This window comes from Antarctobacter sp. (genome assembly GCF_034670325.1).
Taxonomy (GTDB): Bacteria; Pseudomonadota; Alphaproteobacteria; order Rhodobacterales; family Rhodobacteraceae; genus Antarctobacter.
In genome coordinates, this window is the sequence record NZ_JAXMNR010000007.1 from 78,573 (window position 1) to 103,854 (window position 25,282).

The 25,282-nt window shown below is 64.7% G+C and carries 19 protein-coding genes; 8 read left to right on the forward strand and 11 right to left on the reverse strand.

Translation table 11 applies throughout. From position 1 onward, the window contains the following. Positions 1–100: 100 nt before the first annotated feature. Both VOI21_RS17610 and VOI21_RS17615 read left to right on the forward strand, forming a co-directional pair. Positions 101–1,984, forward strand: a complete 1,884-nt coding sequence (locus tag VOI21_RS17610) for an autotransporter assembly complex family protein (protein ID WP_323771265.1) — start codon at positions 101–103, stop codon at positions 1,982–1,984. Then, positions 1,984–6,045 (forward strand): translocation/assembly module TamB domain-containing protein, encoded by a 4,062-nt coding sequence (locus VOI21_RS17615; RefSeq protein WP_323771266.1) that lies wholly within the window; start codon positions 1,984–1,986, stop codon positions 6,043–6,045. The genes VOI21_RS17610 and VOI21_RS17615 overlap by 1 nt, the downstream gene beginning before the upstream one ends. A 345-nt stretch (positions 6,046–6,390) precedes the next feature. On the opposite strand, the gene VOI21_RS17620 is transcribed toward VOI21_RS17615, so the two are convergent. The 4 genes from VOI21_RS17620 to VOI21_RS17635 all read right to left on the reverse strand — a co-directional run bounded on the left by VOI21_RS17620 (position 6,391) and on the right by VOI21_RS17635 (position 11,448). Beyond that, a complete protein-coding gene (locus tag VOI21_RS17620) occupies positions 6,391–6,810 on the reverse strand; it encodes a universal stress protein (RefSeq protein ID WP_323771267.1) in 420 nt (139 codons plus the stop codon). 21 nt (positions 6,811–6,831) lie between these two features. Continuing rightward, positions 6,832–9,456 carry a TRAP transporter permease gene (locus VOI21_RS17625; RefSeq protein WP_323771268.1) on the reverse strand — a complete coding sequence of 875 codons (2,625 nt, stop codon included), beginning with the start codon at positions 9,454–9,456 and terminating at the stop codon, positions 6,832–6,834. Positions 9,457–9,584: 128 nt separating this feature from the next. Continuing rightward, positions 9,585–10,550: a TAXI family TRAP transporter solute-binding subunit gene (locus VOI21_RS17630; protein WP_323771269.1), complete on the reverse strand. Its 966-nt coding sequence runs from the start codon at positions 10,548–10,550 to the stop codon at positions 9,585–9,587. A 34-nt stretch (positions 10,551–10,584) separates the two neighbouring features. After that, the gene (locus VOI21_RS17635; protein WP_323771270.1) at positions 10,585–11,448 is read right to left on the reverse strand and encodes a MurR/RpiR family transcriptional regulator; all 864 of its coding nucleotides are present in this window, start codon (positions 11,446–11,448) and stop codon (positions 10,585–10,587) included. Positions 11,449–11,574: 126 nt separating this feature from the next. Here VOI21_RS17635 and VOI21_RS17640 point away from each other — a divergent pair, with 126 nt between their 5' ends. Next, positions 11,575–12,399: a 3-keto-5-aminohexanoate cleavage protein gene (locus tag VOI21_RS17640; RefSeq protein ID WP_323771271.1), complete on the forward strand. Its 825-nt coding sequence runs from the start codon at positions 11,575–11,577 to the stop codon at positions 12,397–12,399. Then, complete coding sequence (locus tag VOI21_RS17645) at positions 12,396–13,718, forward strand: aspartate aminotransferase family protein (RefSeq protein WP_323771272.1); 1,323 nt, start codon at positions 12,396–12,398, stop codon at positions 13,716–13,718. Before VOI21_RS17640 ends, VOI21_RS17645 begins: the two co-directional genes overlap by 4 nt. Positions 13,719–14,051: 333 nt before the next feature. Here VOI21_RS17645 and VOI21_RS17650 read toward each other — a convergent pair whose 3' ends face one another. From VOI21_RS17650 to VOI21_RS17680, 7 genes are all read right to left on the reverse strand, one after another. Next, entirely contained in the window at positions 14,052–14,747 is a 696-nt protein-coding gene (locus tag VOI21_RS17650) for a DUF4336 domain-containing protein (RefSeq protein ID WP_323771273.1), read from the reverse strand. A 140-nt stretch (positions 14,748–14,887) separates the two neighbouring features. Then, on the reverse strand, positions 14,888–15,658 hold the full coding sequence (locus VOI21_RS17655) for an ATP-binding cassette domain-containing protein (protein ID WP_323771274.1): 771 nt from the start codon (positions 15,656–15,658) through the stop codon (positions 14,888–14,890). A 1-nt stretch (position 15,659) separates the two neighbouring features. Beyond that, entirely contained in the window at positions 15,660–16,772 is a 1,113-nt protein-coding gene (locus tag VOI21_RS17660; RefSeq protein ID WP_323771275.1) for an ABC transporter permease, read from the reverse strand. Between the two features lie 86 nt (positions 16,773–16,858). Beyond that, positions 16,859–17,770, reverse strand: a complete 912-nt coding sequence (locus VOI21_RS17665) for a sugar ABC transporter substrate-binding protein (RefSeq protein WP_323771276.1) — start codon at positions 17,768–17,770, stop codon at positions 16,859–16,861. Between the two features lie 268 nt (positions 17,771–18,038). Then, the gene (locus tag VOI21_RS17670; protein WP_323771277.1) at positions 18,039–19,325 is read right to left on the reverse strand and encodes a flavin-dependent oxidoreductase; all 1,287 of its coding nucleotides are present in this window, start codon (positions 19,323–19,325) and stop codon (positions 18,039–18,041) included. A 93-nt stretch (positions 19,326–19,418) separates the two neighbouring features. Next, positions 19,419–20,294, reverse strand: a complete 876-nt coding sequence (locus VOI21_RS17675; protein ID WP_416358990.1) for an amidohydrolase family protein — start codon at positions 20,292–20,294, stop codon at positions 19,419–19,421. 28 nt (positions 20,295–20,322) lie between these two features. Then, positions 20,323–21,126, reverse strand: coding sequence for a crotonase/enoyl-CoA hydratase family protein (locus VOI21_RS17680; RefSeq protein WP_323771279.1), 804 nt, complete (start codon positions 21,124–21,126; stop codon positions 20,323–20,325). A 172-nt stretch (positions 21,127–21,298) separates the two neighbouring features. Between VOI21_RS17680 and VOI21_RS17685 the strand changes: the two genes are divergently transcribed. The 4 genes from VOI21_RS17685 to VOI21_RS17700 all read left to right on the forward strand — a co-directional run bounded on the left by VOI21_RS17685 (position 21,299) and on the right by VOI21_RS17700 (position 25,263). Then, complete coding sequence (locus VOI21_RS17685) at positions 21,299–22,480, forward strand: pyridoxal phosphate-dependent aminotransferase (RefSeq protein WP_323771280.1); 1,182 nt, start codon at positions 21,299–21,301, stop codon at positions 22,478–22,480. Positions 22,481–22,483: 3 nt separating this feature from the next. Then, positions 22,484–23,431 (forward strand): 2-hydroxyacid dehydrogenase, encoded by a 948-nt coding sequence (locus VOI21_RS17690; RefSeq protein ID WP_323771281.1) that lies wholly within the window; start codon positions 22,484–22,486, stop codon positions 23,429–23,431. A 135-nt stretch (positions 23,432–23,566) separates the two neighbouring features. Further along, positions 23,567–24,100 (forward strand): flavodoxin domain-containing protein, encoded by a 534-nt coding sequence (locus VOI21_RS17695; protein WP_323771282.1) that lies wholly within the window; start codon positions 23,567–23,569, stop codon positions 24,098–24,100. An 86-nt stretch (positions 24,101–24,186) separates the two neighbouring features. Beyond that, on the forward strand, positions 24,187–25,263 hold the full coding sequence (locus tag VOI21_RS17700) for a PLP-dependent cysteine synthase family protein (protein WP_323771283.1): 1,077 nt from the start codon (positions 24,187–24,189) through the stop codon (positions 25,261–25,263). Positions 25,264–25,282: the final 19 nt, after the last annotated feature.

A 25,282-nucleotide genomic window follows, 5' to 3' on the forward strand; every position in this document is an offset into this window, starting at 1 on the left:
CGGCGCCACCACGGCAACTCCTCGCCGAAACCCGCGTGATTGTGACTCACCTTTGTAATTTGCCTCTTTGCGCCCGCGTCACATCTTATAGGGTGGAACAATGAGATCAGGGCTAAATATACCCTCGCGGGCCGTCAGGCGCCGCCGTACCGCGCGGGCCAATCCGCGCGCCGCCGCCTTGTTGCGTGGCACGGCTTTGGCCCTGCTGACAGGCATTTGCCTGACCCTGCCATTTCCCGCGCAGAGCTTTGACAGTCTCGGATTCAAGATCATCGGCCCCGACAAGGACACGCTGGAAAGCAGCCTGCGCGCCGCGTCGATTCTGGCGCAGCTTGAGAAAGATGGCGACAAGGCCCCGCAGGACGTGCTGGCCGCCGCACAGGGCGATTATGCGCGTCTGGTCGAGGCGCTGTATGCGCAGGGCTATTACTCGGCGGTGGTTCGCATCACGCTGGACGGACAAGAGGCCGCTACCATCCCGCCGTTTTCCGCCCCCAAGCAGATCAACAAGGTCCGCGTGCGGGTCGAACCGGGCGCGCGCTTTACTTTTGGTCAGGCCAAGGTTGCGCCCGTCAACAAACGTGCCCCGCTGCCCGAAGGATTTGCCCCCGGCGCACCGGCGCAGGCCACCGTGGTCCGCGATACCGCGCAGGCCGCGATAGAGGGCTGGCGCGCGGCAGGCTACGCCAAGGCACAGATCGCCGACCAGACCATCACCGCCCGCCATGCCGCCGCCAAGCTGGACGTGGCGCTGGCCGTGGCGCAGGGCCCCCAGTTCCGCTTCGGCGACGTGCAGGTGACATCGGACAGCGCGGTGCGCGAGGCGCGCATCCGCCAGATTGCCGGTGTTCCGCGCGGCGAAACCTTTGATCCGGTCGCGGTCGAGGATGCGGCGCAGCGCCTGCGCGCCACCGGCACCTTTCGGTCCGTCACCGTGACAGAGGCCGAAGAGGGTGGGCCGGACGACACGCTGGACATCCTGATCGACGTCACCGACCGCAAACCGCGCCGCTTTGGCTTTGGCGCGGAACTGTCCACGTCCGAGGCAGTGATGCTGTCGGGCTTCTGGCTGCACCGAAACCTTTTTGGCGGGGCCGAACGGTTCCGGATCGAAGGCGAGGCCTCGCAACTGGGCGGGGCGGGGATGAAGCCGGACTATGACCTTACCGCGCGGTTCGAAAAACCGGCGGTCTACGGGCCGGATACGATGTTCTTTGCCACCACCGGCCTCAGCTATGACGATGAGCCGGACTACATCGACCGCCGTTTCACCTTCGGGATCGGCGTGACGCGCGCGTTTTCCAAACAGGTGTCGGGCGAGGTGGGCATTTCCTACAGCCGGTCGAACATCACCGACCTCTATCTGCCGGGCGATCCAACGCGGCTACTGACGATCCTGTCCCTGCCCACGGCTGTCACCATCGACCGCCGCGATGACAAACTGGACCCGACAGAGGGACTGTATCTGCGCGCAGAGCTAGAGCCGTTTTCCATCGTGAACACTGGCGACAGTGGCGGGCGCTATGCCTTTGACATTCGCGGCTACCGCGCCTTTGGCGCTGCGGAGTCCGTGGTGCTGGCCGGTCGCCTGCAAGTTGCGGGGATGTTCGGGCCAGAGGCCGCCGATGCGCCGCCCGACTATCTGCTGTATTCCGGCGGTGGCGGCACCGTACGGGGCCAGCCCTATCAATCGCTTGACGTGGACTACTCTGGCACCCGTCTGGGCGGGCGCAGCTTTGTGGGCCTGTCGACAGAGGTGCGCGTGGACGTGACCGACAGTATTGGCGTCGTGGGATTCGCCGACGCGGGTTATGTCGGGGCCGAAAGCTTTCCGGACGGCAGCGGCGACTGGCACGCGGGCGCGGGTCTGGGCATTCGCTACGCCACGCCGGTGGGGCCGATCCGCTTTGACGTGGCCGGACCCGTGGCGGGTGACACCGGCGAGGGCGTGCAGATTTATATCGGGATCGGGCAGGCGTTCTGATGCGGTTTTTTCGAGTTTTCTTGGTGCTGGTCCTCTGGCCGGTGGCTTTGGTCGCGCAACAGGACGATCGCGGCTATATTCAGGGTCTGCTGGAGGACGCGCTGTCCGACGCGGGCCGCGAGGTGCGGATCGAAGGGTTCGCCGGGGCGCTGAGTTCGCGCGCCACCATCGACCGGATCATTATTTCCGATGAGGACGGCGTCTGGCTGACCGCCAGCGACGTGGCGATGGTCTGGACCCGCACCGCGCTGGTGCGCGGCGCGGTCGAGATCGACGAGATCACCGTGGGCCGGATCGAGATGCCGCGCCTGCCGGTACCGCTGGCCTCTGACGCACCGCCCTCTCCAGAGGCGCGCAGCGCGTTCAAGCTGCCGGAACTGCCGGTGTCGCTGCGGTTGGCCGATCTGGACCTGCAAGAGGTTGTGCTGGGCGCGCCGGTGGCGACCGAGAATCTGGTGCTGCGGGTGCAGGGCAATGCGCAGCTGTCTGGCGGCGAAGGCGATGCCACCCTGCGCATCGAACGGCTGGACGCCGGGGGCAGCCTGCGGCTGGCGGGGGCCTACAGCAACACATCCCGCGTGCTGCGCATCGACACCGCGTTTGAGGAACCGGCGGGCGGGCTGGCGGCGCGGATGCTGGGCCTGCCGGGGGAGCCGTCGGTGGCGCTCAGCCTGACGGGCGATGCGCCGATTGACGATTTTGCCGCCGAACTGGTGCTGGCGACTGACGGGGTCGAGCGGCTGGCAGGGGATATCGTGCTGCGCGCCAACGGCGATGCGGACACGCAGCAAGTGTCGCTGGACATCGGTGGCGATCTTGCCCCGATGCTGGCCCCCGCCTACCGCGAGTTTCTGGGCGACGACATTCGTCTACGCGCCGATGCGACGCGCCGCGCCGATGGGGCGATTGCGCTGGAACAGTTGAACCTGCGGGCGGACGCCTTGCGCCTGACCGGCTCTGCCGCCATCGCGGGCGATGGCTGGCCGCAGAGACTGGCGCTGTCGGGGCAGATCGTGCCGCCCGAGGGCGAATTGGTGCTGCTGCCGCTGCCGGGTCAAAAGATCTACGTCGCGGGCACAACGCTGGAGGGTGGTTTTGACGCCGGTGCCGGCAACGGCTGGACTCTGAACCTTGAGACCACTGGCATCACAACAGATGCCGGCCGCGCTGATCGGCTGATGCTGAACGGCGCGGGTGAGATTGACCGCGCCGCATCGCGGGTGACCGGCGGGCTGCGGCTGGCCGCCGGGGGGATGGCTCTGGCGGATCAGGCGCTGGCCGAGGCGGTGGGCACCGGCCTGCGCGGCAGTTTTGACTTTGACTGGCAACCGGGGGCGCCGCTGGTGCTGAGCGCGCTGGACCTGTCGGGGGCTGACTATGGCCTGACCGGTGCCATCACCGTGGGCGAGGCCGAAACCCTGAACCCGGTGGTGACGCCGGATGTCCGGCTGTCGGCGGAGGATCTATCGCGCTTTGCAGCGCTGTCCGGCGTCGCTCTGCGCGGTGCCGCGCAACTGTCGATCAAGGGCGATGTGCGTCCCGTCACCGGCGGTTTCGACCTTGGCCTTGATGGCACCACGCAGGGTCTGGCCACCGGGATTGCACAGGTCGACCCGCTGATTGCCGGGGTCGGCAGCCTGCAACTGGAGGCCGTCCGCGATGAGGCGGGCCTGCGCGCCGACCGTCTGCTGCTGATCACGCCAGAGGCGCGGATCGAGGGCAGCGGCTCGCTGGCCACCGGGGCCAGCAGCCTGCGGGCAGAGGCGCGCATTCGTGAGACCGCGCTGGTCCTGCCGGATCTTTCGGGACCCACGACGCTGGACCTCAAGGCAGACCAGAACGGCGATCTCTGGACGCTGGAGGCCAATGGCGCATTGGCCGAGGCGGGGCGTCTGATCTATGCGGGCACGGTGGATTTCGGGACCGATGTGCCCAAGGCGTCGGGGCGACTGGAGGCGGCGATTTCGCGTCTCTCGGCCTTTTCCGATCTGGCCGGGCAGCCGCTGAATGGCACCACCGAACTGACTGTCACCGGCGAGGGCCGCATTGACGGCAGCGCCTTTTCGATCAGTGCCGAAGGCCGCACCACGGACCTGCGCCTTGGCCTGCCCCAGATCGACCCGCTGCTGGTGGGACGCAGCGCGCTGAGCATCAAGGCCGCGCGTACCGCCAATGGGCCAATCACCTTTGACCCGCTGACTTTGGACGGGGTGGTAGATGCGACATTCACCGGCACGGTGACGCCCGGTGGCTTGCAAGGCCCCACGGTGGACGGGCGGCTGACAGCGGACATGGCCTCGCTGGCCCCGCTGTCGCGGCTGACCGGGATGGCTCTTCGCGGAGCGGCACAGATCGACGCGCAGGCCTCGGGCGGGGTGCTGAAAGGCCCGCTGGACCTGTCGGCGGTGGTGCGCGGGCAGGGGCTGGGCATCGGTCAGGCCACGGTGGACCCGCTGCTGACGGGCAATACCCGGCTGGACCTGACCGTGGCGCGGCAGGAAAACGGCGCGTATCGCATCAGCGAGGCGATGCTGGACGCCAGCGGCATCGACGGGCGCGTGACCGGCAGTTACGGGCCGGGGGCTGCGGCGGATCTGAACCTTGTCGTCGCGCTGGCCAACCTTGGTGCTCTGGTGCCCGATCTGCCGGGACCGGCGCAGGTCACCGGCAGCGCGCGGCGCGATGGCGGGCCTTGGCGGCTGTCGCTGGACGGCACCGGACCGGGTGGCATCGGTGCGCGGGTAAACGGCACGGCGGCAGAGGATTTCAGCCGGTTCGATCTGAACCTCAACGGTTCTGCGCCGCTGGCGCTGGCCAACGGGCGGCTGGCCCCGCAGGTGGTCAACGGTATCGTGACCTTCGATCTGGGCTTGAACGGCCCGCCGCAACTGTCGGCGCTGTCGGGCGTGATCTCGACCAATGGCGCGCGCTTTGCCGCGCCCGCGCTCAACATCATTCTGAACGATCTGGGCGGGCAGGTGCGCCTGTCGGGGGGCCGGGCGCAACTGTCGGTCACCGGTGCGCTGGACAGCGGCGGACGGGTTGCGCTGGAGGGGCCGGTGACGCTGAGCCCGCCGTTTGACGGGGCGCTGGTGTTGCGCCTGCGCGACGCGGTGGTGCGGCAGCCAGACCTGTTCGAGACCACGGCCAACGGCGAGGTCCGCATCGACGGCCCGCTGACGGGCGGCGCGCGGATCGGCGGGGTGGTGGATCTGGGCACTGTCGAGGCGCGGATTCCCAACATCGGCGCCAGCTATGCGGCACTGGACGGGCTGCGCCATCAGGGCATGCCGCAGGATGTGGCACTGACGCTGAAATTCGCCGGGCTGGACGGAGAGGCTGGCGCGGCGTCCGGACCCGCGGTCAGTTTCCCGCTGGATCTGACGGTGCGGGCGGTCAACCGGATCTTTGTGCGTGGTCGCGGGCTGGACGCGGAACTGGGCGGCACGCTGCGCCTGCGTGGCACCACGTCCGATATCGTGCCGGTGGGGCAGTTCGACCTGATCCGCGGCCGTCTGGACCTGCTGGGCCGACGGCTGGACCTGACCGAGGGCTCTGTCGCGCTGCGTGGCAGCTTTGACCCCGTTGTGCGCTTTGTTGCCACCACACGGGTCGAGGACACCGACATCAAAATTACCATCGAGGGACCGGCCTCTTCGCCGGAACTGGTGGTCGGCTCGGTGCCGGAACTGCCGCAGGACGAGGCACTGTCGTTCTTCCTGTTTGGCCGCTCGGTGACGGAACTGTCGGCACTGCAGGCGGTGCAACTGGCCTCTGCCGTGCGCACGCTGTCGGGGCGCGGCGGTCTGGGCCTGACGGAATCGCTGCGCAGCGGGCTGGGCGTGTCGGAACTGGATATCGGCACCGCCGACGACGGCACGATCGAGGCCCGCGCCGGGGCCTATCTGGGGGAAAACCTGTACAGCGACGTGACCGTGGACGCCAAAGGCGCCAGCGAGATCAACCTGAACCTGACGGTGAACCCCAACGTAACCGTGCGCGGGCGGTTGGGGTCGGATGGCACCAGCGGGATCGGCGTGTTTTTCGAGCGCGACTACTGAGCGGCGGGTCGCCGCCGGGGACGGGGTGCGGCGCTCGACGCAGCCTGCGGCTGCGACGTCGCCCCGCCCACCGTCCCCGGCCGAAAGCGCGCCTTGCGGCGTGGCATCTGCGACGCCGGTTTCCGCTTCAGGACTCACCAAGGAACAGGCCCGTGGCTGTTCCCTGCAGCCATCCCTCGCTTTATTGCTGCCTGAGCCAGCCACCAGCGCCGCGCAAGGGCAAGCCGCGCTTGGCGCGGGGCTGCGCCCCCTTGCGCGGCCCTGACGCCCGGCTCTTTTCGGCATCAAGCGAGAGACGGCTCCGGGGAACAGCCACTTGGTGGCGGGACGGGTGGGATGCGCCTGTCAGCGCACCACCAGCACCGATTGGTTGGCATGGCGGACGACCCGCGCGGCATTGGGGCCGACCAGATAGTCGCGCAGTTCAGGGCGGTGGGCGCCGACGACGATTGCATCGGCACCGATTGCTTCGGCGGTGCGGATGATCTTGTCATAGACCGTGCCCTGATCGACGTGTACGTGGGCCTCGATCCCAAGTACATCGTCGACCCATTTATGCAGTGCGACCCGCGCCTCTTCCATCATGGTGCCTGCGAAATCGCCTTTGAAGGCCGAGCCAACCAGTGAGAACCCCATGTCAGGGACGACGGTGATCACATGCACCTCTGCCTGACACATGCGGGCCAGCGCGGCCCCATGTACTGCAACGCGCGTGGTATCGGTCGTGTCGTTCAAGTCGACCGCCAAAAGGATCTTCTTATACATCTTGTTTCTCCTTGCGTTGCGTCAGAACGGCGCTTGCGTGGCGCGGCGGCGCTGGACCAGCACGATACCGGCCAGCAGCAACAGCGCAGGGATGAAGAAGATCTCTTTCGGGATGCGATCTGCCTCTACCTCGACCCGGGTGATGGTCACCGGGCTGTCGCCGTAATAGTCGAACTCTGTGCCGCCCAGAGGCTGGATCACATCGGGGCCGCCAAAGGGTTCGTCCAGCAGCAGTTTGCCGTCCTCCTCAAACGTCGACAGGCTTTGGTCCGACAAGGTCGAAGCACCGGCGGCTGGTATCATGACGGTTACCGGGCGGACCTTGGCGGTGTCGAAATCAGGCCCTTCGACGGTGATCCGCACGTCCTTGCCCGGATCGGTTTCCTCGATCAGCGTCAGGGCGGCAGGCCCTTCGGCGGTGACATATTTCTCTGTCACCTGATCAAGGAAATAGCCCGGTCGGAACAGCATGAAGGCGATCAGCAACAGCACGCCGGTTTCCCACAGCTTCGACTTGGCGATGAAATAGCCCTGCGTCGCGGCGGCGAAGAGCAGCATCGCGGTGAGCGATATGAAGAAGACGAAGATCGCCTTGAACAGCCCCACATCGATCAGCAGAAGGTCGGTGTTGAAGATGAACAGGAACGGCAGCAGCGCCGTCCGGATGTCATAGGCAAAGCCCTGAATGCCGGTCTTGATCGGGTCGCCCCGGCTGATTGCAGCCGCCGCATAGGCCGCAAGGCCCACCGGTGGCGTGTCATCCGCGAGAATGCCGAAGTAGAAGACAAACATGTGCACTGCGATCAGCGGCACGATCAGGCCGGATTGTGCGCCGACGCTGACAATGACCGGCGCCATAAGAGAGCTGACGACGATGTAATTGGCGGTTGTGGGCAGGCCCATGCCAAGGATCAACGACAGAACAGCCACAAGCACCAGCAGGATGATCAGGTTGCCACCAGAGATCACCTCGATCACCTGACCGATGACCTGATGCGCCCCGGTCAGGGAGATGGTGCCGACGATGATGCCAGCCGCGCCGGTGGCGACACCGATGCCGATCATGTTGCGCGCGCCAAGGATCAGCCCGTTGACGAAGTCACGCCAACCGGCCACCAGTTCCGCCGCGTGGCCCTGCCCGCGAAAGAACGCCTTTAGCGGGCGGTGCGTCAGCGCGATGATGATCATGAAGACGGTCGCCCAGAAGGCCGACAGCGCCGGTGACAGCCGGTCAAGGCTTTCGGTGCGCACCATCAGGTTCCACACGAGGATGAAGATCGGGATCGAGAAATACAGCCCGCCGATCAGCGTCGGGGTCAGGCGCGGCGCGGTGGGTGCGCCGTCCGTGTCCTTGTCCTCTTCGATGTCGGGATAGCGCGCTGACAGCGACACAAGCGCCACGTACAACACCCCGATGAGCGCCACGGCGGCATAGATCGAGTCGCCCATGATCGGGTCAAGGATGCTGCGCAGGCCGATCATGAGGAAGGCGCAGATACCAAGGAAGATGAAGCCCGACAGGAACAGGATCAGGATCATCAGAACGCCGATCTTGCGACCGGGCTTTTCCAGACCTTTCAGCCCCATCTTGAGCGATTCAAGGTGCACGATATAGAGCAGCGCGATGTAGGAAATCACCGCTGGCAGGAAGGCGTGTTTGACCACGTCGATGTAGGGAATGTTGACGTATTCCACCATCAGGAAGGCCGCGGCCCCCATGACGGGCGGGGTCAACTGACCGTTGGTGGAGGACGCCACCTCGACCGCGCCGGCCTTTTCCGCCGGAAAGCCGATGCGTTTCATCAGCGGAATGGTGAATGTGCCGGTGGTCACGGTGTTGGCGATGGAAGAGCCAGAGATCATGCCGGTCAGCATGGATGACAGGACCGACGCCTTGGCCGGTCCGCCGCGCAGCGCGCCCAGAAGGGCGATGGCCACCTTGATGAACCAGTTGCCGCCGCCCGCGCGGTCCAGAAGCGCCCCGAACAGCACAAACAAAAAGATCATGTCCGCAGAGACGCCGAGTGCCACGCCAAAGACGCCCTCGGTCTGCATCCAGTAGTGCCCCAGCGCCTTGGTCAGCGAGGCACCGCCGTAGTTGGTGATGTTGCGCGCCCATTCGGAATATCCGCCGAAGAAGGCGAAGAGGATGAAACAGGAGGCGATCACCACCAGCGGCAGACCCAGAGAGCGGTAGACCGACACCATCAGCACAGACATGCCGACGGCGGACATGACGATGTCCGACGTGCTCCACAGGCCGGGGCGGTCGGCGATCTGAAAGCGAAAGACCACGAGGTAGAGACAGGCCGCAACGCCCAGCACCAAAAGCGCCCAGTCGTAGGCGGGGATGCGGTCGCGGGGGGCGGATTTGGTCAGCGGAAAGGCCAGCGTCGCCAGCATGATCGCAAAGGCAAGGTGCACGTACCGCGACTGCGCCACGATATTGGCGAAAAAGCTGATGCCGGTGGAGGTGGCCAGCATGCTGGGCACCTTTGAGGCGATGTAAAGCTGGAACAGCGACCAGACGATACAGGTGCCGATGATCAGTTTTGCCTGCCATGCGGCCGACGGATTGCGCGCGCCGGTATCGGCCTCTGCGACCATGTCGTCGGCGCTGCGGTCCTGTGCCTTTGTCTCGGCCATGGTGTCCCCCTGGTTTGTTTTTCTTGGGCAAGGCTGCGTCAAAGCCCTGCAAATGTCTTCGAAGAGATTTGATCGCCCAAAGGTAATACGGCGGCGGGGTTATCCCGCCGCCGCATGTTGGGCGATCCTTATTCGATCAGGCCCAGTTCCTTGTAGGCCTTGGCCGCGCCGTCATGCAGCGGGGCCGACAGGCCGTCCTTGACCATCTGTGCCGGGTCGAGGTTGGCAAAGGCCGGGTGCAACTGGCGGAAGTCTTCGATGTTTTCCATCACCGCTTTGGCGACCACATAGACCACGTCTTCGGACACGTCAGCCGAGGTGACAAAGGTCGCGCCCACACCAAAGGTGGTCACGTCCACGTCCGTGCCGGTGTACATGCCGGCGGGGATGGTTGCGACGCGGTAGTAGGGGTTGTCGCCGACCAACTTGTCGATGGGCTCGCCCACGACGTCGATCAGTTTGACGTCACATGTGGTCGCGGCCTCTTTGATGGCGGCGGCGGGGTGACCGATGGTGTAGATCATCGCGTCGATGTTGCCGTCACACAGCTGCTTGGCCATTTCCGAGCCTTTGTACTCGGTCGCCAATGCGAAGCTGTCCATGGTAAAGCCGAAGGCGTCCATGACCACTTCCATCGTGGCGCGCTGGCCGGAGCCGGCGTTGCCGATGTTCACGCGCTTGCCTTCGAGGCCCTCAAAGCTTTCGATGCCGCTGTCGGCACGCACGATCAGGGTGAACGGCTCGGGGTGGACAGAGAACACCGCGCGGATTTCCGGGAACGGGTTGTCCGAGAAGGTCGAGGTGCCGTTATAGGCGTGGTACTGCCAGTCGGACTGGGCGACGCCGAATTCCAGCTCACCCGCCTTGATGGTGTTGATGTTGTAGACGGAACCGCCAGTCGATTCCACGGCGCAGCGAATGCCGTGCTCTTTGCGCGACTTGTTCACCAGACGGCAGATCGCTCCGCCGGTGGGATAGTACACGCCGGTCACGCCGCCGGTGCCGATCGAGATGAACTCTTGCGCCGAGGCCATCGGTGCGGTGAGTGCCACACCCACGGCAGCCACGGCTGCGAGCTTTCCTTTGATAAACATTCTTACTCTCCTGTCGGTTTTGTTGATTGAGGTGTCAGTCCGCCCAGAAATCTCCCAGGCGTTCGTTTCTTTCCTCTACCAAGCGAATCTTTTCGCTGACGTCATCTTGGGATTGCGAGACGAGCATCGCAACCAAAGTTTCCATCAAGGCAAGTGTCGCTACGTAAGATGAAAAGAACTGCGGGCTGTCCGACGGCACGCAAAAACCGATGTCGGCATGCATCAACGCCGGGCAGGCGTGGCTGTCGGTCAGAACAAGTGTGGACGCGCCCTGTTCGCGCGCCATGCGGGTCGCCAGAACGGCGCGGCGGGCGTAGGGCGTCTTGGTGATCACCAGAAAGACATCCTCTGGCGTCAGGGTTTCAAGACTGGCGGCCAGCGGGGTGGCGGTGTGTGAAACCACCGTCCAGTCGGCCTGAATGTAGTTGGTCAGATAGGCGACATGTTCCGCCACCCCGTGTGAGGCAAACGCGCCGAACAGCATCACCCGCCGCGCTTGTGCCAGCCGGTCCACCGCCGTCTGCAACTGGGTCCGGTCAATCTCTTGCGTCAGGGCGGCGAGATTGGACATGCAGGCCCCGACCTGCCGGTCGAGCATGGCGGCCTCACCTTCGCCGGGTGCGCGCAACTGGGCGGCTTTCTCGGAAAAGGTCACGATCTGCGCGCCGACCACCTGCCGCGACAGCTCGCGCAGGGACTCGTAGCTGTCGAATTCCAGCGCGCGAGCCAGCCGTGAAAAGGTGGCGGGAGAGACACTGCTGGACGCCGAAATCGACCGCAAGGAGCGCGTCGCCACCTCGACCGGGTGGGCGATGACATAGTCCGCCGCCTCTCGCAGTTTGTGGCTGAGCCCGCCGTAACGGCGGGCAATGCGTGTCTCCAGACGCTCTACCGGCATCTTCCCCCCGGAAAATCAAGTGTTTCAAGGTGTTTCATATGTTTTAAATGTTGTCAACAAGAGAAACATGTGTTTCATTGAGGCCTGCCGCAGATCCCGCGGAGCATCGAGAAAAGCTGCGCCGCCATGGTGTGCCACCCCAAAACCTCGCCCCTGTCCCCCAGCATCATGGCTGCCCCGAACGGGGCGCGCCGGGTCAAAACCGACCATGCCGGGCTGCCCATGACGGTGGGCGAAATCGCCGCCGAGGCGCTGGCGTGCCAGCGCGCCGGGGCGTCGTACCTGCACCTGCATGTGCGCGACGCGACGGGGGCGCATTCGCTGGACCCCGGACACTATACCGAGGCCATCGCCGCCGTCCGCGCTGTTGCGCCGGGTCTGGGCATCCAGATCACCACAGAGGCGGTGGGCCGCTATTCCGTCACCGAACAATACGACAGCCTGCGCGCCGTGCATCCGCCCGCTGCCAGCGTGTCGGTCCGAGAGATGGCGCGCGATACCGTGACGGCGGCGCGGCTGTATGCCTTTGCCGCCGAGGCAGGCATCGCCCTGCAACACATCCTCTACGATGCCAGCGATCTGGAGACCCTGCGCGCCTTCCGCGCCCGTGGGGTGATCGCGTCGGGCGATTGCGCGGTGCTGCTGGTGTTCGGCAGCTACACGCCGCCTGTGCTGGCCTGTCCCACGTCTGTGCCCGGAGCAGTGGCGGCGCTGCGCGGCGGGTTCCCGGACTGGGCCGCCTGCGCCTTTGGTCAGACCGAAGAGGCGGTGCTGATCGCGGTGGCGCGGCACGGCGGCAACGTCCGTATCGGGTTTGAGAACAACATCCAGCGCGCCGACGGTGCGACTGCCATCAGCACGGCGGACAATATCGCCCGGTTCCGGGCGGCGCTGGCGGCGCGCTCCGCCGATCCACATGCACCCCAACCGGCAAGGTATACACCCGCATGACCCACGTCTTTCACCGCAGCAGCACCCACGTTCCGCCCACGGTCGCCCGGGGTGAGGGGGCGTATCTCTATGACACCACCGGCAAGGCCTATCTGGATGGGTCGGGCGGCGCGGCGGTGTCCTGTCTGGGCCACGGCGATGCCCATGTGACACAGGCGATCCGCGCCCAATTGGAGGAGGTTGCCTTTGCCCATACCGGGTTCTTCACATCTGCCCCGGCCGAGGCGCTGGCCGAGCGGTTGATCGCCCTGGCCCCCGGCGCGCTGAACCGGGCCTATCTGGTCTCTGGCGGGTCCGAGGCGATGGAAGCGGCGCTGAAACTGGCCCGCCAGTACCATCTGGAACGGGGCGACACCGGTCGCGCGCGCATCATCGCGCGGCGGCAGAGCTATCACGGCAACACGCTGGGCGCGCTGGCGACCGGCGGCAACGCATGGCGGCGCGCGCCGTTTGCGCCGTTGTTGATGGAGGTCAGCCACGTCGCGCCCTGCTATGCCTATCGCGGTCAGCAAGACGGCGAGAGCGAAGCGGCCTATTGCGACCGGTTGATCGCGGAAATCGAGGGCGAGATCACCCGCGTCGGGCCAGGGAATGTCATGGCCTTTGTGGCAGAGCCGGTGGTCGGCGCAACGCTGGGAGCTGTGCCGCCGGTAGCGGGTTACTTCCGCCGCATCCGTGAGATCTGTGACCGCCACGGCATCCTGATGATCCTTGACGAGGTGATGTGCGGCATGGGCCGCACCGGCACGCTGTTTGCCTGCGAGCAGGACGGGGTTGCGCCGGATATTTTGTGCGTCGCCAAAGGCTTGGGCGCGGGGTATCAGCCGATTGGCGCGATGCTGTGTACCGAGGAAATGCATGAGGTGATCGCGGGCGGCAGCGGGTTTTTCCAGCACGGTCACACCTATGTCGGCCACCCGGTGGCCTGTGCTGCGGCGGGCGCGGTGCTGGACCGGCTGGTGGGCGACGATCTGGTTGGGCGCGTGCAGCCCATGGGCGCGGTGCTGCGCGGGCTGCTGGAGGACCGCTTTGGTCAGCATCCCCACGTCGGCGATATTCGCGGGCGCGGGCTGTTTCTGGGGCTGGAACTGGTGCAGGACCGGGATAGCAAGGCCCCGATTGACGCTGGCCGCAAGATCCACGCCCAGATCAAGGCGGCGGGTTTTGCCGAGGGGCTGATCTGTTACCCGGGTGGCGGCACCATCGACGGCAAGGACGGCGCGCATGTACTGCTGGCCCCGCCGTTCATCCTGACCGAGGATCAGGCGCAGGAACTGGTGGACAAACTGGCCCGCGCCTTTGTGGCGGTCGGTCTGTAGCGGCGGGCGGTGCAGGGGGCGCTGCCCCCTCGGCCTGCGGCCTCACCCCCGGAGGTATTTTACCCAAGAAGAAGCGACAAGACAGCAGCTTTGCCCGCCAGCGGTGCGTGACCGGGCGGGGAAGACCTGTGTTTGCGATGGCTGAAAACGGCGGCCGCCGGACGGATCGTCGATCCGGGGTGTCAAACCCGGCCCGATGGGGCGTCGCCCCCGAGATCTGCGCAGATCAATAGGCCCCCAAGCGGGGTAATGATCCGGTTTTCAGTGGTACCGGGGGTGGGTATGCGCGCCGATCCTTGACGAAAGGTGAGGGCATCGTGCGGTGGGTGGGCGTCAGCGTGCCCATGCAAAGGCGGTGTCCAGCACCTTGGCGGCGTTGGTTTCGACAACCGGTCCATGCGCCATGACGATCTTTTGCACCGGCAGGCGGCGGAGCTTGGCGATGGCGGCGCGCATGGCGCGGCGGTTGCGAAAGGCGATGCGGAACTTGCGTGGCACCGAGGGATAATCGCCGGTCATCAGGTCGGCGCGCGCCACCGTGGCGCGCCAGCCCTTGTACCAGCCAGAGGGCATTTGCTGTAGCAGGTCGGTGAAAATCAGCGTGCCGCTTGGATGATGGAAAAACACCACCTCTGTGGTGATCATGTTGCCGTCAAAGATCACCTGCTGGAACAGGTCCGCCCAGATTGCTGGCGACTCTGGTTCCAGCCCCTCATCGACCACGACGCCGGGGCTTTTCTGTGCCACGCCGGGGGCGGCGTAGATCCGGGCGTCCGGGTAGGCCGCGGCCCAGTCGGCGAGAAACCTGTGGTGCAGATCGTTGGGCGCGACAAGGTGCCGGACCGGGCCAAGCCCTGCGATTTCGGATGTCAGGGAGGCGTTGAGTGCAATCGGGGAATGCACCCAGAGGCTGCCGTCGGTCAGTCGCGCGATGCACATGCGGGTCGGGAAATCAAAGCCGCCAGCACCGCGGATCGGGGCACCCTCGACGGTCCAGAGGTCATGTCCAAGCGGGATGAGCGACGTCATGCGGAAAAGGCCAAATTGTTGGGATGGTGGAATGTTCAGCCTAGGCGGGCGTCACGGCTTTATCAACCGCGCCGCTCCCGAGACATGAAAAGACCCGCCCCGGTGACGGGGCGGGTCTGTATCACAACGGGCAGGGGGCGTCAGATCGCCGCCAGTTCGCCCGCGAGGTCGCCCATTTCCGTCCCGCCAGACATCAGGCGGCGCATTTCCTGATCGCTGATGTCTTCGGATTTGCCCGCGCCGATCACTTGTCCAAGCGCCAGAAAGGTGAAGCGGTCGCCGACAAGACGCGAGTGGATCTCATTGTGGGTGATAAAGATGATGGCGATATCGCCGCGCTTCTTCACCTGCTTGATCGTCTTGAGGACCTCCATCTGCTGCTTTTGCCCCAGAGCCGAGGTCGGCTCGTCGAGGATCAGCACCTTGGCGCCAAAGTAGATGGCGCGCGCGATGGCCAGTGTCTGGCGCTGGCCACCGGACATGGTGCCCACCGCCTGCGTCGGATCGGAGAAGTCGATGCCGATCTTGAGCATCTCGTCATGGGCGATCTTGTCCATCTCGCTCATGCGCATGGTGCCCAGCGGCCCCTTGAGTTCCCGCCCCATGAAGAAGTTGCGCGTGACGCTCATCAGCTGGTTGACGGCGAGGTCCTGATAGACCGTGCCGATCCCGGCGTCCGCCGCATCGCGGGGATTGCGGAAGCTGACCGGCTTGCCCTCGATGTAGAGTTGACCGGAGGTCGGGCTGTGAACACCCGCCAGCGTCTTGATCAGGGTCGACTTTCCGGCCCCGTTGTCGCCCAGAAGCGCGTGGACCTCGCCGGGGAAGACCTCAAGGTTGACGCCGTTGAGGGCGATGAAGGGGCCGAATTTCTTGACGATGTTTTCGACGCGAAGATATGGGTCCGCCATCTTAGATTCCCCCCGTGATGCGCTTGCGGATGCGTTCGTTGGCAAAGACTGCGGCCAGCAGGACGACGCCCACGAAGACGCGGTAGAACGACCCGTCGAGCCACGGAATGTAGAACACCGCGTTGGCCACAAGACCAAAGGTCACGGCACCGAAGGCCACCCCGATCACCGAGCCAAAGCCGCCGGTCATCAGCGTACCGCCCACAACCGCGATGGCGATGGCATTCAGCTCCATCAGGTTGCCCTTGGCCGCGTCGGCGGTGTTGGTGTCGAACACCTGGCAGGCGGCGAAAACCGTCGCGCAGAAGGCGGTGAACATGAACAGGCCGGTCTTGACCCGGTTCACCGGAACACCGTTGGCGCGGGCGCTGTCCTTGTTGTCGCCGGTGGCAAAGATCCAGTTACCAAGCTGGGTGCGTGACAGGATGAAATACGCCAGACCGGCGATCAAGATCCACCACAAGACGCGGGCATCAAAGCCATCGACCCACTGTTCGCCGCGACGGTTGATGTTGCCGCCCAGCGCGAACCATGCGTCGTAGATCCAGCCAAAGACCTCACCGCCGAAAATCCATGCGACCCAGCTTTCTTCCTTGAAGTCGGGCAGGCCGGAAATCTGTGTCGACTGGTTGATCAGGCGAAACGAAACCTCTGTGGTGCCGCGCAGGAAGAACAGGAAGGCAAGGCTGACGATAAAGCTGGACAGGCCAGAGCGCACGACGATTGTGCCGATCAGCCAGCCCAGCGAGAGCGTCATGGCCAATGTGATGGCAAAGGCAAGCAAAGGCGTCGCCTCGCCCAGACCAAAGGGCAGGCCCCATTTCAGCATCATGGCCATGGACATGCCTGCAAAACCGATCATCGAACCGATCGACAGATCGAATTCGCCGCCGATCATCAGCAGGGCGGCGCCAGTGGCGATGATCCCGAACTGGGCGATGATCGCCAGGTTGTTTTTCAGACCCAGGGCGTTGAACGCCTTGAAGTCCGAGGCGAAAGTGATCATCGTCACCACGACGATCATGACGATAAAGGCACCGGCTTCCGGGCGGCGCACAAGGCGCGCCAGGGCGGATTCCTGAGCCAGTCGGTCCGCTTCACTGCGGTCAGACATGAGAGCCCCCAATACTGTTGAGATTGATCAATAAAGGGGACAGCCGTTGCCGTCTGTCCCCCTATTTTTCCGGTCAGTGCCCGCGATCAGCGGTTCACGCCAGCCTGTGATTTAACGTCGCCCGCGTTGGTCGCGTCGACAAAGCCGGGGCCCGACGGAATATTGGAGCCCGGCAGCATGCCTGCGTTGGTGTTGTAGAGGTGCAGAACGATAACCGGCATATAGCCCTGAAGGCGCTGCTGCTGGTCGATGGTGTAGGCCACATTGCCAGCTTCGATCAGGTCCATCACGCCGGGCGACAGGTCAAAGCAGGACAGGTGTACGTCTGCGCCGACTTCCTCGATGGCGTCCCAAGCGGCTTCGCAAACATGCGGACCGGCAGCCAGCAGACCGTCGATCGACTCATCCGCCTGAAGGGCGGCGGCGGTGCGGGTCTTGATCTGGGTGACGTCGTTCGACACGTCGATCTGGTTCAGTTCGGCGCCGAAAGCGTCGAAATAGCCGGTGCAGCGGTCGACGAGGGCGGTGTTATAGGCTTCCTGGTTGAGGCAGAGCCCCTTGGTCACGCCTTCTTCCTTGGCGCGCTCACCGGCGGCCTTGCCGGCGTCGTACTCGGGCTGGCCGACATGCATCAGAGCGCCGACTTCTTTCGAGAATTCGAGGCCGGAGTTGATGGTGATGACCGGGATGCCAGAGTCGACGGCGTCCCTGATTGCGCCGCCCAGCGCGTCCGCGTCGGGCAATGAGACGATGATGCCATCCGGCTCTGTCGCGGCGGCGGCTTCGATCAGCTTGGCCATGCCGGACATGTCACCCGAGGGGTCAAAATTGTATTCGAGGGTTGCGCCAATTGCGGCAGCGGCGTCTTTGGCGCCCTTTTCGACAACTGGCCAGAACGGGTCGGTGCCCTGTGTGTGGGTGATCAGGACATAACGCTCGGCTGCGGCGGCGGATGCCATGGCTGCGAGGGCCGCGGTGGCCAGCAGTAGTTTCTTCATAGATGTCTCCTCCATTGGACAGAATGCCCAACAATCTGGGCTGTTCTTGACGGATCGGCCCTGTCCCGGACCTTGTTCCGGGGGCGAGCCTAGCAATGCCCCGGGGACTTGTCAGCAGAGAATGTCCGCTGCCTCCTCCCGCCCCGAAGCCGGCTTGTTATCGCTAACCGATTGGAGGTCGTCCGTCGAGGGAATGGTCCTCTGAAAGCGATGTTTTTCCTCATACGTGAGGGTGTATTTCATTGATAATGAGGGGATTCTATCACGCCTAAGGGTGGGTCAGGTCGATCCTTGCGCTCTTCGGCAAGGTTGGTGGCGCAACGTTCAGGGCCTCGATGGCAAAGCCGGCGGCTGCCTTGTAATCGGCCAGAAAGGCAGCGCGCTCTTGCGGCGGTATCACCGCGTCGATGTCGTCGAAGTGTCCGCCGCAACGCTCATCGACGATGTTCAGCAGCCCAAAGGGGCCAGCCCCTCGGTTGCGCAGGACCAGCTTGGACACTGGTCCGCAGAGCTTGTCGTCATAAGCCCTGAGCGCCGCAGGCGTCGCGCCGTGGGCCACCAGGCAGGCCCCCAGAGTACGGGCATCCACCACCGCCTGGCTGGCGCCGTTCGATCCGGTGGGATACATCGCGTGGGCCGCGTCGCCCAGCAGCGCCACGCGTCCCTGTACCCATGTCGGGATCGGGTCGCGGTCGATCATCGGGTTTTCAAAGGCGCGGCTTGCCCCCCGGATCAGCGCGGGCACGTCCAGCCAGTCATAGCGAAACTGGTCAAAGTGGTGCGCAAAGCTGTCAATCGGCACCTCGCGGAACCAGCCGGTTTCGCGCCAGTCCTCGCCTGCGTCCAGCGTGCGTTCAGCGATCCAGTTGATCTCGGCCAGCCCATCGGCGTCGGGGGGCGAGATCGGGTAGATTACCATGCGGTGTTTGTGCGTGCCCAGCCCGACAAAGCTGGACCCGGTGCGGATCGGTCTGGCGCGGGTGGTGCCCCGCCACATCAGCGCGCCGCCCCAGTGGATCGGCGGCTGGTCGGGAAACATCTGGGCGCGTGTGGCCGAATGAATGCCTTCGGCCCCGATCAGCAGGTCGGCGGTTTCGGTGAAGGGGCCGCTGGCGCTTTCGACGTGGACGGTGACGCCTTGTTCTGTCTGGTCATACCCGGTGACGCGACAGCCGGTGCGGATGGCATCCGGGCCAAGACGGTCCAGCACCTCTTGATAAAGCATCATGTGAAAGCGGCCCCGGTGAACCGCGTATTGCGGCCAGTGATACCCCGCCTCCAGCCCGCGCGGTTCGGCATGGATGTCCGCACCGTTCAACCCGACCAGCGCCCATTCGCGGGCGGGCAGGCCGACCGTGTCGAGCCTGTCCGCCCCGATGCCCAGATCGAACAACTCGCGCACCGCGTTGGGTTGCAGGTTGATGCCGACGCCCAGCGGTTTCGGGTCGCGGACGGATTCGAACACGGTGCAGGGCAGGCCGATCTGGTGCAGCGTCAGCGCGGTCACCAGACCGCCGATGCCGCCACCGGCGATGAGGGCGCGAGGGTGTGTCATGTGAGGCCTCATGTGTTGCGGGCGGTGGGTTGAAAACCCACCCTACGCGGACCCTGCGGGTCTGTACCGGATGAGAGGTCGGCAGGGGGCCGGTTAGATGTTCAGCAACCGGCGGGCGTTGTCCTTGAGGATCAGCGGGCGCACCTCTTCGCGAATGTCGAGTTCGGCAAAGTCCTTGAGCCAGCGGTCCGGTGTGATGGCGGGCCAGTCAGAGCCAAAAAGCATCTTCTTGCGCAGGATGGTATTGGCGTATTGCACAAACAGCTTGGGGAAGTACTTCGGCGACCAGCCGGACATGTCGATGTAGACGTTGGGTTTGTGCTGGGCGACCATCAGCCCCTCTTCGGTCCATGGGAAGGACGGGTGGGCCAGCACGATGGGTGTGTCGGGGAAATCGACGGCGACGTCGTCGACATGCACCGGGTTCGAGTATTTCAGCCGCATCCCCATGCCGCCGCGCATCCCTGACCCGACACCGGTCTGGCCGGTGTGAAAGAGCATGATTGCGCCTTCTTCGGCGATGGCCTCATAGAGCGGATAGGCCCAACGTTCGTTGGGATAAAAGCCTTGCATCGTCGGATGGAACTTGAAGCCCTTGACGCCGAACTCCTTGACCAGTCGGCGGGCCTCACGCGCGCCTGCCTTGCCCTTGGCCGGGTCGATGCTGGCGAAGGGGATCAGGATGTCGTCGTTCTCAGACGCGATCTGGGCCACTTCCTCGTTCGAGTAGCGGCGGAAGCCGGTTTCGCGCTCGGCATCGACGGGAAAGATCACCGCGCCGATCTTGCGCTCGCGAAAGTATTCGGCGGTTTGCTGGACCGAGGGCAGCATCCCCGAGGCCCCGGCGGGGTTCTTGAAGTATTTCGCCATCCCCGCCTGAAAGTCGTCATAGCCGTCGTCGCGCGGCCCGCAGCAAGGTTCTTCGGCGTGGGTGTGAAAGTCGATGGCGATCAGGTCGTCGGCGTTCAGCATGGTGTCTCCTCCCGGGGCTTTGCCCTCAGCGTGCGTCGGGTGCCTGCACCTTGTCGGCGCGTTTTTCCAGAAAATCCTTCAGGCGTTGTTTTGCTTCGGGCGTCATGGTGGCCAGTGAGGCGACCATCGCCTCTGTGAACAGCCCGCTGTCGGCGGACATGTCGGCGATGCGCGGCAGGGCGTTCAGGATGGCGTAATTGGTGAATTCGGCGTTCTGCGCCATCCGTTTGGCGATCTCTGTCGCGCGCTCCAGCGCCGTGCCGTCGGGGACCACGTAGGACACACCGCCCCAGCGTTCCATGTCCGTGGCCGAGACAGAGCGGCCCGTCAGCATCATGTCCCCCATGCGCGCAGGCCCGATCAGGCGCGCGATGCGGACCGACCCGCCGCCGCCGACAAAGATGCCGCGCGTGCCTTCGGGCAGGGCGAAAAAGGCGCTGTCCTCGGCGACGCGGATATGGGTGCTGGCGGCCAGTTCCAAGCCACCGCCCACCGCCGCGCCGGTGATGGCGGAGACAAAGGGGATCTCTCCCATCTCGATGGTCTCGAAGGTGCGATGCCAGAGGCGAGAGCCTTTGACCGCCTCGAACAGCGGCTTTTCCGAATGTTCGGCAAGGTCCAGTCCGGCGCAGAAATGTTTGCCATGTCCATGCAGGACGGCGGCCCGCGCCTCGGTCGTGGCGCGGGCCACGGCCTGACCGAGGGCGATCACGAAACGGTCGGACAGGGCATTGCGCTTGTCCGGGCGGTTGAGGCCGATGAGGGCCACGTCACCGTCCAGTGAATAGGTGATCAGGCCGTCGCCCATGGTCTGCGGTTGCGCTGTCATCGCGGTACGATCCTTCCCTGGGGTGCCGGAATTTTGGTTTCCAAGTAAACAATCTTTGCGAGGTGAGTCAATCTTGTGCAGGGTCTGCGCCCCTTGGCTTTGACGCTTTTCCTCACCTGCATTCTGGTATACCAAAATCACAAACGAGGCCCAAGCTGGCCGGGGAGGGACCATGACCGAACTGAAACTCGCCGCAGGACTGTCACGGCTGGGCACCGAATCCGCCTTTGTGGTGCTGGCCCGCGCAGGCAAGCTGGCCGCCGAGGGGCGCGACATCATCAACCTTGGCATCGGCCAGCCGGATTTCCAGACGCCCGCGCATATCGTCGAGGCCGGGATCAAGGCGCTGCGCGACGGCCATCACGGCTATACCCCCGCCAACGGCCTTCCGGCGTTGCGGCAGGCGGTGGCCGCCGACCTGCACCGCAGGCATGGCGCAGAGGTAAACCCCGACAACGTGGTGGTGGTGCCGGGTGGCAAGCCGACGATGTTTTTTGCCGTGCTGATGTTCGGCGAGCCGGGCGCAGAGATCATGTATCCCAACCCCGGTTTCCCGATCTACGAATCCGTCATCAAGTATTCCGGCGCGACCCCGGTGCCGATTGCGTTGAAAGAAGAGAATGATTTTGCCTTCAACGCCGAAGAGGTGCTGGGCCAGATCACGGAACGGACGCGGCTGATCATCATCAATTCCCCTGCCAATCCCACCGGCGGCGTGACGCCGAAGGCCGAGATCGACAAGCTGGTGGCGGGTTTGCAGGACCATCCGCACGTGGCGCTGATGTCGGATGAGATCTATTCGAACATGCTCTACGGTGGGCGCGAACATACCTCATTGCTGAACTACCCTGAAATCCGCGACCGGCTGATCATGCTGGACGGCTGGTCCAAGACCTATGCCATGACCGGCTGGCGGCTGGGCTACGCGGTTTGGCCGGATGCCTTGGTGGATCACGCCACGCGGCTGTGCATCAATGACCATTCCTGCGTAAACGCGGCGACACAATTCGCCGGGATCGCGGCACTGGAAGGCCCGCAGGACGCGGTGCGCGACATGGTCGCCGCCTTCGACGAACGTCGTCAGGTGATCGTGCGCGAACTCAACGCGCTGCCGGGGGTGCGCTGCGCCGATGCGGCGGGGGCGTTTTATGCCTTCCCCAATGTCGAGGGGACGGGCCTGACCTCGAAGCAGGCGGAAACACGGTTCCTCGAAGAGGCGGGTGTGGCCACCGTGGCCGGCACCTCTTTTGGCGCGTGGGGGGAGGGTTATCTGCGGTTCTCCTACGCCAATTCGACCGATAACATTCTGGAGGCGATTTCGCGCATCCGGACATTGCTGACGGCTGGAGGCTGAGACATGAGCGATACACAACTGCTGATCTGCGGAACGGCATTCACACAAGAAGAGCGTGACCGTCTGGGCGCGGCACATCCGGCGCTGTTCGTGGGCGGGCCAGATGAGATGGGGTCGCTGGACGAAGGTCTGCGCGCCGGTATCCGGGCCGTCGCCTTCAAGGGACACACCCCCTTTGGTGGCGAAGCGATGGACCTGCTGCCGCAATTGGGCGTGATCGCGAATTTCGGTGTCGGCTATGACGCCATCGACGTGACCGCCGCCAGTGCGCGCAACATCAAGGTGACCAATACGCCCGACGTTCTGTCGGACGATGTGGCGGATCTGGCGGTGGCGCTGATGCTGGCGCAGGCACGGACGATGATTCTGGGCCATGCGCAGGCGGCATCCGGGCGCTGGGCAACCGAAGGGGCGATCCCGCTGAACCGCAAGGTGTCCGGCTCGACCGTGGGCATCGTGGGTCTGGGCCGCATCGGGCGTGAGATCGCCGACCGTCTGGCGGCGTTCAAGATGGACATTCACTATACCTCGCGTTCTGAAAAAGAGACGCCCGGCTGGACCTATCACGGCGACGTGGTGTCCTTGGCCAAGGCGGTGGATTTCCTTGTGATCGCGCTGGTCGGCGGGCCGGAAACCAAGGGCCATGTCAGCCGCGAGGCAATCGAGGCGCTGGGGCCGCGTGGCGTGGTGGTCAATATCTCGCGCGGGTCAACCATTGATGAGGGCGCGCTGCTGGACGCGCTGGAGGCCCGCACCATCGCGGGGGCGGGTCTGGATGTGTTCGAGAACGAGCCGAACCTTGATCCGCGGTTTCAGAAGCTGGACAACGTGGTGCTGCAACCGCATCAGGGGTCCGGCACCGTCGAGACGCGCACCGACATGGCGGTGCTGCAACTGGACAATGTTTCAGCCTTTCTCGCAGGGCGCGACCTGCTGACCCCGGTGAACTGACCGGGACGGCGCGCGCGGTGGGTTGAAAACCCACCCTACGCCCCGTGCCATCGCAATGACTTTGGTCAAGCATGACTTTGGTCAAGGCGGCGGCGTGCAAAACCGGCCATCCTCCGCGTAACAGGAGGATGTGCCATGAAACTGCTGATCGCCTATGCCTCGACCGAGGGGCAGACCCGTAAGATCGCCCGCTTTGTCGCCGACCGACTGGTCGACGCGGGCCATTCCGTCGAATTGCTGCCGGTGTCTGCCGCGCAGGATATTGATCCCGCGCATTTTGATCGCGTGATTCTTGCGGCCTCTGTCCACGTTGGCCACTACCAGAGCGAGATGAGCGAATTTGCCGCCACGCAGGCCCGTGCGTTGCTGGCCCGTCCGGTGTTGTTCCTGTCCGTGTCTCTTGCCGCCGCCGGGCATGATGCCGAGGATTGGCGGGCGCTGGACGGGATCGTCAAGGATTTTGCCGATGCGACCGGCTGGCAGCCCGGGCAAGTGGCGCAGGTGGCGGGGGCCTATAAACCCTCAGAGTACGACATTTTCCGCCGCTTCGTCATGCGCCGCATCGTGGCCGCCAAAGACCCTGATGCCGATCTGGATGTGGACCACGAATACACTGACTGGGACGCGCTGGGGGCGTTGGTCGATGAATGGACGTCCAAGGCGGCCTGACCGCGCGGACAGACCCGCCCCGAATCTGCTAGGCTTCCCCGACAGGACGCCGCGCCAGGGCGCGGACTAACAGGAGGAAGACCACCATGACTCAGCGCAGCACAGAGGGGCGCGGGCGTCGCTATGACAGCGTGCTCGACACCATCGGCAACACGCCTGCGATCCGCATCAACCGGATCGCACCGGAGCACGTCACGGTCTACGTCAAGTTCGAGGCCTTCAACCCCGCCGGATCGGTCAAGGACCGCCTTGCTATCGGCATCATCGAGGCTGCGGAACGCGACGGACGGCTGAAGCCGGGACAGACGGTGGTCGAGGCGACGTCCGGCAACACCGGCATCGGGCTGGCCATGGTCTGCGCGGCCAAGGGCTATCCGCTGGTGGTCACAATGGCCGAGAGTTTCTCTGTCGAGCGGCGCAAACTGATGCGCTTTCTCGGGGCCAAGGTGGTGCTGACGCCCAAGGGGCTGAAGGGGTTCGGGATGTATTCCAAAGCCAAGGAACTGGCTGAGGCGAACGGCTGGTTCCTTGCCAGCCAGTTCGAGACCGGGGCCAATGCCGACATCCATGAAAGCACCACCGCGCGTGAGATTCTGGCCGATTTCAACGGCGACAAGCTGGATTATTTCGTCACCGGTTATGGCACCGGGGGCACGGTGACGGGGGTGGCTCGTGTCCTGCGCAAAGAGCGCCCGGAGACCAAGATCATCCTCAGCGAACCGTCCAACGCGGCGATTGTCGGATCGGGCTATGTGAACACCCGCAACGAGGCCCATCAGCCGACCGAAGGCCACCCCGATTTCAACCCCCATCCGATACAGGGCTGGACCCCGGATTTCATCCCATGGGTTCTGCAGGAAAGCATCGACAACGGGTTCTATGACGAATTGCTGCCGGTCGGCGGGCCGGACAGCATCGGCTGGTCACAGCGGTTGGCGACGGAAGAGGGGATCTTTACCGGCATCTCCGGCGGGGCCAGCTTTGCGGTCGCGATGGAGGTGGCGCAGCGCGCGCCCGAAGGATCGGTGCTGCTGGTGATGTTGCCCGACACTGGCGAGCGGTATCTGTCCACGCCGCTGTTCGAAGGCGTGGCCGAGGGCATGACCGACGAGGAAATGGCAATTTCGCAGTCGACGCCCACGGCGCAGATGGCAGCGGAATAACAGGGGAAGGCGGGGTAAA